Origin of the sequence: Chryseobacterium sp. CFS2 (genome assembly GCF_036543225.1) — a bacterium.
Lineage (GTDB): Bacteria > Bacteroidota > Bacteroidia > Flavobacteriales > Weeksellaceae > Chryseobacterium > Chryseobacterium culicis_A.
In genome coordinates this window covers 644,291-658,443 of record NZ_JAZHQU010000001.1, presented here as the reverse complement: position 1 = coordinate 658,443, position 14,153 = coordinate 644,291, and the positions used below count along the sequence as shown (strand labels likewise).

14 protein-coding genes are annotated in these 14,153 nt (G+C 32.4%); 2 read left to right on the top strand and 12 right to left on the bottom strand.

Annotation, left to right across the window (positions count from 1 at the left end):
- The first annotated feature begins 58 nt into the window (after nt 1-58).
- Complete coding sequence (locus ODR02_RS02910; protein ID WP_309511571.1) at nt 59-1,477, top strand: L-serine ammonia-lyase; 1,419 nt, start codon at nt 59-61, stop codon at nt 1,475-1,477.
- A 111-nt stretch (nt 1,478-1,588) separates the two neighbouring features.
- On the opposite strand, the gene ODR02_RS02905 is transcribed toward ODR02_RS02910, so the two are convergent.
- From ODR02_RS02905 to ODR02_RS02850, 12 genes are all read right to left on the bottom strand, one after another.
- Entirely contained in the window at nt 1,589-2,431 is an 843-nt protein-coding gene (locus ODR02_RS02905) for a prephenate dehydrogenase (protein ID WP_309511570.1), read from the bottom strand.
- 245 nt (nt 2,432-2,676) lie between these two features.
- A complete protein-coding gene (locus tag ODR02_RS02900; protein ID WP_309511569.1) occupies nt 2,677-3,231 on the bottom strand; it encodes a hypothetical protein in 555 nt (184 codons plus the stop codon).
- Nucleotides 3,232-3,276: 45 nt separating this feature from the next.
- Nucleotides 3,277-3,729, bottom strand: a complete 453-nt coding sequence (locus ODR02_RS02895; protein WP_309511568.1) for a hypothetical protein — start codon at nt 3,727-3,729, stop codon at nt 3,277-3,279.
- Between the two features lie 22 nt (nt 3,730-3,751).
- Nucleotides 3,752-4,309, bottom strand: coding sequence for a hypothetical protein (locus ODR02_RS02890; RefSeq protein WP_309511567.1), 558 nt, complete (start codon nt 4,307-4,309; stop codon nt 3,752-3,754).
- 43 nt (nt 4,310-4,352) lie between these two features.
- Entirely contained in the window at nt 4,353-5,528 is a 1,176-nt protein-coding gene (locus ODR02_RS02885; RefSeq protein ID WP_309511566.1) for a hypothetical protein, read from the bottom strand.
- Nucleotides 5,509-6,132 carry a hypothetical protein gene (locus ODR02_RS02880; RefSeq protein WP_309511565.1) on the bottom strand — a complete coding sequence of 208 codons (624 nt, stop codon included), beginning with the start codon at nt 6,130-6,132 and terminating at the stop codon, nt 5,509-5,511. Before ODR02_RS02880 ends, ODR02_RS02885 begins: the two co-directional genes overlap by 20 nt.
- The gene (locus ODR02_RS02875; RefSeq protein ID WP_309511564.1) at nt 6,133-6,984 is read right to left on the bottom strand and encodes a hypothetical protein; all 852 of its coding nucleotides are present in this window, start codon (nt 6,982-6,984) and stop codon (nt 6,133-6,135) included.
- A gap of 65 nt (nt 6,985-7,049) precedes the next feature.
- Nucleotides 7,050-7,466, bottom strand: coding sequence for a hypothetical protein (locus ODR02_RS02870; RefSeq protein WP_309511563.1), 417 nt, complete (start codon nt 7,464-7,466; stop codon nt 7,050-7,052).
- 116 nt (nt 7,467-7,582) lie between these two features.
- Nucleotides 7,583-8,485, bottom strand: a complete 903-nt coding sequence (locus ODR02_RS02865) for a hypothetical protein (protein WP_309511562.1) — start codon at nt 8,483-8,485, stop codon at nt 7,583-7,585.
- Nucleotides 8,472-11,180, bottom strand: coding sequence for a peptidoglycan-binding domain-containing protein (locus tag ODR02_RS02860; protein WP_309511561.1), 2,709 nt, complete (start codon nt 11,178-11,180; stop codon nt 8,472-8,474). The genes ODR02_RS02865 and ODR02_RS02860 overlap by 14 nt, the downstream gene beginning before the upstream one ends.
- Before the next feature lie 3 nt (nt 11,181-11,183).
- Nucleotides 11,184-12,035: a DUF4280 and LysM peptidoglycan-binding domain-containing protein gene (locus tag ODR02_RS02855; RefSeq protein WP_309511560.1), complete on the bottom strand. Its 852-nt coding sequence runs from the start codon at nt 12,033-12,035 to the stop codon at nt 11,184-11,186.
- 1 nt (nt 12,036) lies between these two features.
- Entirely contained in the window at nt 12,037-13,059 is a 1,023-nt protein-coding gene (locus ODR02_RS02850) for a LysM peptidoglycan-binding domain-containing protein (RefSeq protein ID WP_309511559.1), read from the bottom strand.
- 446 nt (nt 13,060-13,505) lie between these two features.
- Between ODR02_RS02850 and ODR02_RS02845 the strand changes: the two genes are divergently transcribed.
- Nucleotides 13,506-14,153, top strand: coding sequence for a hypothetical protein (locus ODR02_RS02845; RefSeq protein ID WP_209785490.1), 648 nt, complete (start codon nt 13,506-13,508; stop codon nt 14,151-14,153).

Sequence of the window (14,153 nt, the reverse complement as noted above, 5' to 3'; positions counted from 1 at the left end):
TGCTTTTTTTAGAGATTTATCATGTATCTTTGTTTTTGAGGAAAATGACGAATCATTTATGGAATCAATATCGGTTTTTGAAATTATTAAAGTAGGAATAGGTCCTTCCAGTTCGCATACGATGGGACCTTGGAATGCTGCTGCAGCATTTATCAGGATTATAAAAAGAGAAAGATCAATCGAAGAAGTTAAAGAGGTTTTTCTTGAATTTTTTGGCTCACTCGCAAAAACGGGGATTGGGCACGGAACTGATATTGCAGGAATGCTTGGTTTGAATGGAGAAGATTTTAAGACGATCAATACTTCAAAAATTGATGAGAAAATAGAATACATCAAAAGTACTCAAACCCTTAATCTGGGAGGGGAGAAGGTGATTCCGTTTGTTTACGGACATCATTTGATTCTGAATATGAAAAAGAGCCTTGATTTTCATCCCAACGGAATGATTTTCAGAGCTGTTTTTGAAGACGGAACTGAACTTGTACAAGATTTTTATTCTGTAGGAGGAGGTTTTATTGCCAGCCAGGAAAAAAACTCTATTCAGAAACAGTGTGTTCGTACATTATATCCTTGTCATAAAGCTTCGGATATTGCAAAATATTGTGAGAAACTGGGATTTGATAAAATTTCAGATTTGATTTTCATGAATGAAGAAAGCTGGAGGACTCAGGAAGAAACGAGACAGGAAGCGCTTTACATCTGGCAGCAGATTAAAGAATGTATTTACAAAGGCGTAAATAAGGAAGGAATTCTTCCGGGCGGACTGAATGTTACCCGAAGAGCTGCAGGAATCAACAGAAAGCTGCTGGGAGACAAAATTTATAAAAATAAAGACGAATGGTTCCAGCAGGTGGTAGATACTGAGGAGAACTTCACCAATATTAACAAATGGATTGCCTGTTTTGCCCTGGCAGTGAATGAAGAGAATGCGAGTTTCGGAAGGATTATTACGGCGCCTACCAATGGAGCGAGTGGAGTAATTCCGGCAGTATTGATGTATGCTCAGGCATTTACCCCATTTACCAATGAAGATGATATCGTGAGATTCTTGCTTGTAGCCGGAGAAATCGGGACATTATTCAAGAAAAATGCAACCATTTCTGCTGCAATGGGAGGTTGTCAGGCTGAAATTGGAGTTTCCTCTGCAATGGCAGCAGCCGGACTTACAGAGATTCTGGGTGGAAGTGTCGGGCAGGTATTAATGGCAGCAGAAATTGCCATGGAACATCACCTTGGATTAACATGTGATCCTATCAAAGGATTGGTACAAATTCCGTGTATTGAAAGAAATACCATGGGAGCTATGAAAGCCATTACTGCCGCGAATATTGCCCTAGAAAGTGATCCTACCAAAGCTAAAGTAACATTGGATGAGGTGATTCTGACGATGTGGGAAACCGCTCAGTCGATGAGTGACCGTTTCAAAGAAACTTCGGAAGGTGGATTAGCCATTGCGGTGAACGTTCCGGAATGTTAATAGAAATAACACCGTTTTAAAAATATAAAACCCTTAGACATTACTGACTAAGGGTTTCTTAATAAAATAAAAGTAAAAACCACTGGGCTTTTAGTATTGTATAAAGAGATTTTATCTTAAAATTCCTCTGATCCTGTTGGCATTGGTGATCAGCTCTTCAAGGTATTCATAGTTCTCTTTTTCAAGGGCAGATTTGAATTTTCTAAGCTGGGAGATATGTTCGTTCAACACATCCAATACATTTTCTTTGTTTTGCTTAAAAATAGGAACCCACATTTCAGGATGCGACTTGGCAAGACGTACCGTACTTGAGAAACCGGAACTGGCAAGCTGGAAAATAGTTTCCTCTTCACGTTCTTTTTCCAATACGGTATTGGCAAGGGCATAAGACGTAATATGGGAGATATGAGAGATGTAAGCAGTGTGAACATCGTGATCTTGCGCATCCATGTAAATCATGTGCATGTCAAGGGCATTGACTACTTTTTCAACAGTACTCAATGCATCGCCTGCAGATTCTTCTTTGTTGCATATCACACCTGCTTTTCCGGAGAAACTTTCTGCAATGGCAGATTTCGGACCATTGTTTTCTGTTCCCCACATCGGGTGAAATGCTACAAACCTTGAGCGTTTCGGATGGTCTTTCACAGCATTTACAATTCCTGCTTTGGTAGAGCCTGCATCCATTACGGTCTGCTGATCAGACACAAGGTCTAAAACAGTAGGCAATAATTTTCTGGCAGCATCTACAGGAATGGCAAGAATAATCAGATCCGAATTTTTAATTCCATGCTCCAGATCTACCCCGGCATCAATTATTTTCAGTTCTAAGGCGTCACTGATATGCTGTGTATTGTTATCGATTCCGTAGATGAAGCTGGCCAGGTTTTTCTCTCTTAATTTCAAAGCCATCGAACCTCCGATTAATCCTATTCCAATAATACTTATTTTCATCTTTTTACATTTTTAAAATAAAAAAACCTCGTCCCTAGGACGAGGTTTTAAATTATATTCATAAGAATTCCTATCCCAGAGCTGAGGTAAAAATTCTATAATAATATGTTCCGTTGTTAAAATTCACAAGGCAAAGGTAAAAATATTTTTCAAATGAAACGAAATTTCTTTTCTAAATTATATATAGATGGTATTAATTGGTGGTGTGGGTTTAGGTTTTAGCCTTGCTATTCGGGGTTAACAGCTTATTTTTTATTAATGAGAATTTGAAATTTCTGAACAAGGTTGGTTTCGAACAATAAAATATCTTCTGGAATCTTTGAAGTCTCAATTTCTCCTATTTGTTTCCATTTATTCTTTTCATATAAATAGAACATTGTTTTTGCATTTTGTTTTGGTTCAAATTCTCCATCTTCTCCACCTGTATAAGTGATGAATTCACTAGGTAAATAAGAAGCAACTACATAATAATCATTTTCTTTAATGAGGTTTTTTATGGCTTTTGAATTTTGGGCATCATTTTCAGGATTAGTAGATTTAGAAAAAAAACCTTTCGAATTATTAGGGCTCCAAAAATATTGAGTTTCATTACTTTTCCCGATAAAATCTACACTGAAAACACCCATTTTTTTATCTGAATAAGTGTATGTTGGATAGGGATTGGAGATATCTGGAATGAAAAAACCGGTTGACTGATATTTAGTATCCAGAAAATTTATGTAATCATTTTTCTCTTTTTGACCTTTACAACCATAAAAGAAAAAGATAAGAAAGAATAAAATTAAAAAGATTTTCATCATTTGGTGTTTATTAATATTGCCTTTCAAACGTTAAAAAAAAGAGAATTATTTATTTTTTAATTTTTGTAGTGGCATTTCATTATTTCCCGGATTGATAAAATATATTGGATTCCCTGAAATAAAATAATTGTTATCAGATTTTTCAATGTAAATAACTCCCATATCTTCAGAAGAATTATCATATTTTATTTTAATTTTTTGATGATTAACTTCTTCAGCCTTTAATTTAGAATATTTATTTGTTGTTCCTTCTTCAGTAACATCTACAGAAATATTTTCCAAAGAATTTATCGTTATATCAAAAACTGTTTTTGCTTCGTCTCTATTTGAAGCTTCAAAATGATATTCTCCTGTCCAAAAATCAGAATTATTTTTCGTTGTTGTAGAAATTTTTTGTGTCTGCTGAATATTTTGAATCTTTGGTTTCGTATTTTCAATTTTCTTTTCGCAACTAAAAAGTACAATTGAGAAAAATATAAAGGCTAAAAGGTGTTTCATAATTTACTACAAATATTTTATATTATTCAGAACACTTAATAAGGTTTGCAGAAAAATTATGCTCCTTATTGAAAGGATTTTCAGTTTGTATATTTTTCTTATTTTTTTTATTATAGAAGCCAAACCATGTTAAGGTTATTTTAGATTCATCAATTATTTGAATGTAACCAACGGCCTTTTTGTTATCTAAATTTTCCCAGTTTTGCATTTCATCAGGAAGAGGAATAATCGGAGGAAAATCGGTAAAGTAAAATTCATATTTATTATTGCCTACTTTTTTTAATTGAGCATTCATAGAAAATCTACCTGGGACTGTAAATTGTATATTGTTAATATCTGTCTTAATACTAATAAATTTATCAGCATTGCAGTCTGTTGACCAAATGGAGGATTTGGATAGGGTTATAGAATCTGTTTCTTTTACTACTGTTGATGGTTGATTTTCATTTTGAGAAATTAAAGAGTTAACTCTGTTTATTTCTGTCTTATCTTTTGCAGTTATGCTTTCTTTCTCTTTTTTCTGTTCACATGAGTATGATAGAAATATGAGTGATAGTAAAATTAAAAAGTTTTTCATCATCTGATTTGTTAGTACAAATTGCCTATTAATAATTTAAATAATGTTATTGATAATCATTATCTTGGGGTGGAGTTGTACTCTCATTTTGTAGGTCACCACTTTCAACATATTTTTTTAAAAATGGATAACCAAAATAGTTGTGTTTTTTTAAAATCTCTAGTACTTCAGGGTGATTCATAGTGTTTTTATTTTGAAGATAGGATAGGGTAGTAGCTTGTGAGTTCCAAGAATCTGTGCTTAATCCTTTGTATTGATTGAATGCAGGAATTTCTATATTGGAGATATTTGCTACAATCTCAGCCTTCTCATCAGGTGAAAATGGAGATTTTATACTATCATTATAAAGTATATCAATTACATAATTTGATAAAGCAGAGATGTATTTATCATTATTTTTAGATGTATTTTTTTCTATATACTTAAGTAAATTTTTTCTAATGCTTAGTTTTCCTTCACAATTTTTTACAAATAAAATATTTCCTATTTTTTGAGAAGATTCCGGTGTTTCTTTGGAATATTCCTGAAATAAATCATTTAGAATTATTTCATTTATTTTTTCTTCTTTATCAAAACCAAAATTTATAAGTAATGTTTTCAAGAAATCTTTATCATGAATTAATAACCAAGCTAAGTCTCCTTTACTATTATTAAATAAATATTTGTTTCTAGCAATAATATTTTGATTTAAATTTATTTTTAAATTATTATTCTTTATTTCCGCAATATCATTTAAAAGAGGTAGATCAGATAAAATTTTAAGATTTGAATAAACATATATATGGTCATAAGTATAATCAAATTCTGTTTGTTTAATATTTTGTTCCTGTGATGGATTGACAAAATAGGTAGTGAAATTTTGATGCTCCTTTATTGAGGTACAAGAACAATCTTCCTGGGTTTCAAAAATATTTTTAATTTGCTGTGAAAAAGAATTCTTTTCAGGAACTTGATAGCCATTTTCTTTCAATCCTTGCAGTGTTAATTCTCCACCTAATTTTAGGTCTTTATCTGTTAGCTTATACTGATTTAATGTATTTGTATCATTTTCAGAAAGCTCAATTTTTTCTTGAAGCTTCATATGTTTTTTTATTAAATCTATATCGTTATTTATATTTTCGGCTGTTTTGTTTTTCTGCTTGTCTGAACATGAAAATAATATAAGTGATAATAGAATTAAAAAGGGTTTCATCATTGTGTTTTTATTCAATTTCATTTCCATATAGTAAAAGTTTACCGATAAAATCACTATTCCAATTTTCTATATATATGTTTTGAAGTTCTGAAGCCCAACCAGATGTCTCTTCTTTTTTACCATCAAAGGATGATGAAGAATAAAACTTACCTGTAATAAAATTAAATGTTTTGGAGTATTTTTTTCTAGCTTTTGTATAGTTTAGATCATATCCAATAACCTGTATTTTTTTGTTTTTAGAATCATATCTAAATTTTATTTTTTCAATTAGATTTTTTCTTTCTCCAGAAATATTTGGTTTTGTAACTAGATCTGCATAATCTACTCGAATGGTAATGATTTTATTTTTAATAATAGGATCACTTAAATAATAATCTGATTCAGCATTGTTATATAGAATACTATTATTTATAATGGGGATTTCAACCGTTTTGTTCAAAGAAGATAAATAGATGGATAAAATAAAACTTGAGAGTTCTGAATTTTGTTTCGCCCTAGCTTCGGCTTTGTCCCCAATATCATCATCAAAGTATAATGTTTCACATTGTGATTCAATTGTATCGATAGTTTTTACATTATTCTCTTTGCAGTTAATAAAGAAAAGTAAGGATAATAGAATTATTTTTTTCATTTATTCTAATAGGATTTTATCCAAATCAAGTTGTTTAAGGGATGTTTTTTCAGAAATCTCTTTTTGTATCCACTCTTCCTCGCCTGTTTTAGCACTCGTTCCCAACGTTGCAATGAATAATTTTTCAATAAATAAATCATTATTTTTGAAAAATACTGGTATAACTATTTTCCGAGACGTATTTTGATATTGATCAGTGTAACCCAAGATTAAATTGAAAGCTTGTTTGTTTTTTGTATTAGTATCTATTTCTATAAAATCACAGCTAATGTTTTTGGTAAAAAATACTTTATTATCAGTTTGTGCTTTTAAAGTATAGTCATTTATATTTTTTTCTATAAAAACGATGTCATTTTTATCACTTTTATTAAAGTTAACTCTATAATTTTTAGTTTGTGTAGATTCTGAATTAGAAGAAGAGGGTAGATCTTCTTCTTCCATATTTTCTTTAGATTTGAGAAAATATTTTTTGCATTCCGGTAGTTCACATCCTAAGATTTGTGTTTTTTTTCCATCAAAAAAAGAAATATATGAACCTCCATTAATTTGTAAGTCATATTTTTTTCCTTTATATAAATAACCTTTTATATTAATATTACATGGTGTAATCGGATATGAAAAATGCCATTCTTCTTCAGTAATAGGAACTGATAAATTCATGATTTTTTCAATATCATTATTATTGAGAGACCATGCTTTGTCTCTTTCAGTTAATTTTTCTTTTGTAGAATATTCGCCTTTACAGTTGGCAACATAAACTTTTGTATCTATTTTCTTTTTTTCATCTTTATCCTGGCCTTTGCAGCTGAAAAAGAAGAATATAAAAAGTAGTAAAGCCGTAAAGTTTTTCATTATTTGTGTTTATTTTTTAGTCTTATTAGAATGGTACACTCCCTAGATAGACTAAATTTTAATAATTATTTTTTTAATATTAGATTTTTTAATCCGTATCTTTTCTCCGTGTATTCACTTTCAAATAATAATTTACCTTTATCATATCGAAGATTACCAAAATAAAGTGGTTTATCTGCATCACCTGTATATCCATTAATTAATTGTGAATATTTTAAAAAGATTTTTCCATCAATAGTCTTATCTTCTTTAAGTAGGTATTGATTATACATTTTCCCCATGTTTCCAGATTCTGTATAAACGATAGAATCTTTCTCAATTTTTAATGAAATTCCATAATCATCCAACTTCTCGTTAGTAGCAAAATATTCTCCTGATGGGATAGAAATCTGTTGTTTTGATGATGAAATACTTCCTCCAATTTTCTGTAAATCAGATTCAATAACTTGAGTATTAAGATCATCTTTTTTTTCTTTCTTCAATACACAGTCTTTTCCTTTTTGATTATCTGTGCACGAAATGAATATGAATGATAATAAAATTAAAAAGTTTTTCATCATCTCGTTGAAGGTATATTTACTAGTGATCGATATAAGAATTATTTGATAAAACCATCTTCTTGTATTTTATATTTCTTTTTTAAAATCCTTTTTTCACTTGCATCTTTCCTTGTATATAATTCAACTTCAAAATCTTTTGTGATTACAAAATCTTCAACTGTTTCTCCATCAAATTTAGCTATCTGTAAAGATGAAATTAGTTTGTTTTTTTCAACAACTTTTAAATAATAGCCTTCAACATCTGAATCAGTATAAGCGAGAATTATTGGCTGAAAATTATTGATTTTTGGAAGTAGGAAATAACTGCTTGGAGCATCTTTAATGCCAAATGATTCCAAAATATTCTTATTTTCAGGATACTTGTATGAAGGATACCTATTTTGACACTCACTCTCATTTTCATTACAGATAGAATAGTAATTATCAAAATCGAAAGGAAGAGCGCAAAAATTATATTTTTGATTATTAGATATATTATTTTCCTCTTTTATTTGTGAATGATCAATATTTTTATCCTTGATAATTTCAGTAGCAAACTCTTTAAAAGAATCTTGTGCATCGGGCATAAGATTGCTTAGAATGTTTTCATTTTTTCCTTCAAGGCTTATTTTTTCAATTTCTTTATTTTTACTATAGGAAAAAAAATAGGTTTCATAATATGTATCTGATAACTTTTCATCAGTATACATTTCTACTTTGAACTTAACTTTTATTGAAGCAGTCCCATTCTGTAAAATATTTTCAGCAGTATAAGTCATCGCACAACCAGAACCGCAGCTAATAACAAAAGATTTATTATTTTCTGTTTTGGTCTTTTGAGGGTTTGAAATATTTTGAGTTGATTGAACTTCCGAAGTTTTCGGTGTTGTTTTTTGGGGATCCTTTTTACATCCAATCATGGATAATAGGATAATTACTAATAGAATTTTATTTATTTGCATTCTTTGAATTTATTAAAACGGTTTTAATTTGTTCTGGAGTTATATGTGCTTTATTTAAACCATCACCAGCATAATAAGACTCTCCTCCTTTAGCATATCTTTTAATTATTGAAATAACTTTTTTCCCTTTTTTGATTTTTTTATCACTTATTCGTTTTCCCTTTTCAACACCTATACTTGCCCATTCTTTTGCAGAATCATACATGGCATCTTCAACACTTCCTTGTCCTTCTAAATATGCAATGATTTTAGGTCTTTTAATTTTAATTAGATATTCATCGAAAATCTTGTCTTGCATTTCTTTATCTAATTTTTGATTGGTATCTAATTCTAATTTTGTTATTGCATCATTTAAAGTATTTGGAATTAATTGATATCTACCCACAGCGAAAATGTCTCTGTTTGACTGTTTGTCTTGGATTTCTTTTATTGTCAGTTCAATAACTTTTACATTATTGATAACCTTGAGACCTCCTTTAGTTTGATTACATTTATTATAATCATCACTTGATTCACGCACTGCAATTAGATTACCAAACTCACTATGAGACCATTTTTGTTTACTCTTGCTATTTCCTTCAATTTTATTCGATTGAGAAATACTATTATTACATAAACAAGTATTTTGAAATCCAAGACGATTTGCTAAAGCTATAATATTTTCTCCATTAACAGCATTATTATTTTTTGCGAAAAATTCATCTTTAAGGTAATCTAAATGGAAGGTTCTTACATCATAATGTACCCATGTTGTAGCAATAAACTCCGTCTCTATTCTATTTCTTGAACTTGGCTCTAAGGCAAAAACATTTTTTCCTCCCCATCTATATTCTGCATTTGTATATTTTACAAGAAGATCTCTTACTTTATCTGCATTTTTTTCAGTATTGATGCTATCTGAAAGTTTATAAATATGAAGATCAAGAGCTTTACCCATATGATTAGTACTACTCCTTCTATTTTTTTTGTTATTTGCATTGCATCTATACCCAGAAAAAATTAATCCTACTTTTAAACCATTTTGTTTCTCTTGATTTGATAAATAAAATTTTATTGCTTTTTCTACCCATAATAAAGATCTATGGATTCCTGGATATTCATATTTTCTAGTTTTCTCAGATATTTTAGAATTATTTTTTTGTTCAGGAAATAAACCATTCCCAAATCCAGAACATTGACCACATGGGCATTTTCCTTCATTAATATTAACAGGATATTTTGTTGTAAATTCATCAATAGCTCTCAAAACATTGCCACACACTTTTCCAGTTTCTGTGACCTTCATATAATCTTTCTGAAACTGCTTAACCATTTTTTCAGTTCTGTCTGTAAATTTATCTGTAGGTACATTTCCTCCAAAACCGGCTAAGCGAATATTTATTTCTCTAATGAGCTCGCTAGGAGGGGAGTTTTTATCAATACAATATTTACCACCACATCCTTTGTCTGCTTTCGGTGGCTTCTGCACCCCCGCCGCACTCTTCACCTTCTCCACTTCCATCAAGCCCTCCGAATTTACCCCAAATTTCTGAGATTCTGCGGATAGTTCTTTGGAGATAATTTCTATAAAATAGTTTTGTTTATTTGCATCCGGATCGCCGATACGAGAGTCTATTCCTTTTCCAAAAATATCTTTGCTAATGATAAACCCTGAAGTGTCACATACATCGGCAGGAATTTTAATATTTCCACTTCTGTAAACTTCATCGTTGGAAGTAGTGTCATATTCCCAAACTACATACTGGATGTGTTTCCCCAACATATTTTTGGAGTGAATTCTTACCCTCACTTTATCTCCTACAGCGACTTTGGAAAGCTCTTTTCCGGTATCATCAATGAAAACAGCTTCTATAATATTCCCTTTAGGATCGGGCTGCTTGGGACCTCTTCCTTGTGCGGGCGTGAACTTTGGAGTGTGTTGCTCAGGTTGTGGCTTAGGTTTGGGCTGATTTTGAGGCTGTCCTTTATCATCCGGATTGGCCACATCTACATTCACCTGGCTGGCTCCCTGGATTTTCCCGGAGTAAGTTGCTGTAACATAATATTCATGATTGGCGCCTTCATTCCTGTCACCTTTCATCAGAAACTGATTGGCCATCTGACGAAGAATTTTTTCATCAGACATCAGAGGAATTGACACTTCTGCAATCCCTTTTTCATTTACCCGTGCTTTGTAGCTGCGGGTATGACGGTTATTTTTATTGATGACCGGATCATGGCCTTTACCTGGAGCATCATCTTCCCAAAGGTGAAATTCTATTTCCTTATTGAACATGGCGATGCAGTGAGCCTGTGCAATAAGAGTATCACGATAGCTGGCTTTATTGACATCTTTTGCCCCTCTGTTAAAAAGGATTACTTTATCTATTTTTGAAACTTTATCACTGGTAGGAATCAGTATAAAAGTACCCGCCAGTTCTTTGGTAGCAGGAAGTCCGGGTAAAATCCCTTTTTTATTTTCATAGACTTTCATCTGAAATTCTATTCCCAGTGCTATTTCTCCAAATTTGTAGTTTACTTTTTCTCCCTTTTTAGGCTGGCTGGTAATGTCTTTCCAGGTTCCGTTTTTTTGTTTCTTATAAAGATGCCATTCATATTCTCCTTTCAACCCGAATGAAAGGCCGGAAGGTTGTATTTCGTAGGGATAGGTTTTTCCTACCATAGGATTCTGATTCCCGATAATATTTCCTGTCATGGCTTAGCTGTAATAAAGTTCGTCTGTACCTTTTGTATCTTCCTTGAATGCATCAAAATCTACAACAGGGTTGTAGACTTGCTGTTCCTGTGTATTCGCTTTCCGAACCTGGCTTTTGCTGGTTTCACTTTGCTGGCCATGTTTGAGAATGGTGATTTTCCCTCCCGTGCTGCACATCAGTTCTGAAATCTCTGTAAGGCAGCTTTTTCCCATGACTTTTACTTTCTCATACGTTTTCTGCCATTTTCCTGCAGGAGCATAGGCGCAGGGAAGATATCCGCCGGAAGTGGGCTTTAGTTTACATTGTCCAAACGGTTGTGCAGCCGGATCAAGCTGAAGATCATCCTCTGTTACTGCCAGATAATCGGCATTTCCTTCTTCATCATTCCAGTAATGTTTCTGGTGGCTGGTAACTTTAAATTTTGGAAATTTGAAACCCTGATTACACTGTACTGTTCCTTTTTGCACAATGAAATATTTTCCTTCATGAGGAGTGGAGCCGCTGTCTTCTTTTGTATCTTTCTTTTTCTCTTTATCGGATTGCTGATCCGTTTTTTCAGAGGATTGCTCTTCTTTGTTTATTTGCTGTTCTGAAGGATTTTCTTCGCCGGAGCTCATCTCATCTGTAGTTTCTTCCTGTGAAGAATCTGAAATATCCTGATTCTGAGTTTCGTTTGTCATAAGCTGTGGATCTTCCGGAATAAGAATGGTTTTTCCGGGAACAGGTTCCTGCATAACGTCTTCCGGCGGGCAGTGGAGATTATGATAGGTTTTTAAAATGCCTTCATTTTTCAGCTTAAACTGTCGGGCCAGCGAACTGAATGTATCGCCTTTTTGTGTGACATAATTTTTCATATTATCCTTGTGTTATATTGATGTGATGTTGGTGTATCAACTCTTCTTCATGACTGAGTAACACCGAAGCTTTAGCCTGAAGAAGATTCTTATTTTTTTTGTGAGTGATGTATTCCAGTATAATAGTTCCTGATGCAGGTTCAGAAGCCGGTTTCTGAAGTTTAATGCCCCGCATGATCTCTTGTGACGTACATAATTCAATGATTTTACCCTTTAAAATGGTCAAAACAGAATCTTCATCTTCATTTTCCTGATCAGTATTGATTTCACACTGTATAGGAAATGAGTTTTGTAAAAGATAAAAAGGTTCTTTCCATTTTATTTTCTTCTGAAACCAGTCTGTTTTCGGAAATAACGTCTGAAATAAGAGCGTACTCTTGAATTGCTGCAATAAAAATAATTCATCCTGAATACCACTTTCAAAAATATTCATATAGTTTTGAGCAACTTCGCCTACGTAAAATTCTTCAAGTTCTTTGCGCTGTCCGGAAAATGTTTCTACCATTTTCTTATGGTCTGCAAATCCTGTGATTGTGCCTTGTTTATTCATTATAAATTCAAGAGGCATAATGCTTTGCATACACGCAATAGAAAGACTGCTTACTTTATCATCGGGCGTATTTTCATTACAGGTAAAATCTTTCTGAAGATAGCTCAGGATGTACTGATCCGTATTTTTGTTTTTGTGAAGGTCAAGGTGAACAGTATAATGAATGTTAACCGGAGATTCAAATGGACTTTCAAACGTTTCCTGAACAGTATAGGTCTTAGCAAAAAAAGAATCTGACAGCTGAGCAGGAAGGTTTTCTTTCCTTTTCTTTTCCTTTTGTGCTTCGGTCTTGAAATCAGTAGGAACATAGATTTTTTTAACATCATTAAGATTTTCAAACCAGACTGTATCCATCTTTTGACAATGAGAATTGTGAAAGAGTTTTAGCTCCTCACTGGTCATGCCCAGCCGGGAAGCGATAGAGGTTAGCGTGTCTCCATTTCGTACCTGATATTGTAAGAAATCAATTTCCATTCAATGTGAATTATCCTATAAAGCTATTAAAAAACTCAATTTGAAATTAATTTTAGGGGTTAAATTTTAGAAATTGTAGTAGAATTACGACTTTAATTTTAAGAAACACGCAAAACCACCCCGTCAAAAATTCTTTGAATTTTCGCCCCCCTCCAGAGAAGGGGAATTTTTACGTCTTCAGTTGTGATGCTAGTCAGGATGGGAGTTTTTGTTGATGCTTTCTTATTGGTTTAATGCGGCTGGATTCCTACGGAATGACATAATTGGAATGATGGTTTATCCATACAGTTTGCCATTCCGTAGAAATCTCAGCTCTTATAATGGTTTTTAAAGCTTGAGTTGTAACTTAAAATAAGCAAATAAGAAACTTTGGTGACTTTTGTGGTTTCATGATATACCATACAAACAAAAGTTATTATTAATTTTAAAGCTGTAAAAAAGCAAATATGAAGAATAGATTTTTATACGGAGTTTTCATTGTATTGACTGGTTTAAGTTTGGGAAATGCTCAGGAATTTAGAGAGCAGTCTTCTGTTTTTTTTACCACTAAAGCAAAAGATACGGTAAAAATTAAAGAAACATTTAACGAAAATGATACTGCCAAAACTGAAGATTTAAAAGACCGGTTGAAACCTATTCAGGCCAATTTTAAAAGAATCAACTCAATGACAAAATGGACTTCTGTCAAAAATAGAAGTATTGAAGGAGAATCAGCAGAAGGAGGGGAAGCTGTATTTTATTACACCCATAAAAACCTGGAAAAAGTGATCGCCAGACATTACGGAGAAATGGGGCAGGTACTGATAGAATATTATCTGTTGAATGGACAGTTATCTTTTGTTTTGGAGAAAGAATACAGGTATAACCGACCGCTTTTTTATGATACCAAAGCAATGAAAGAGAATAAGGATACGGAAGCCTTTGATTTTAAGAAGTCAGAAATTACTTTAACCCGGAATTATTTTGAAAACGGAAATATAATTCTGATCAATAATACTGCGGGGCGCGGATTTACTATCAGTGCAGACTATCCGGCCGAACAAGAGAAAAGTATAACAGAGGATTTTAAAAGACTCCTGAAACTGGCTGAATAA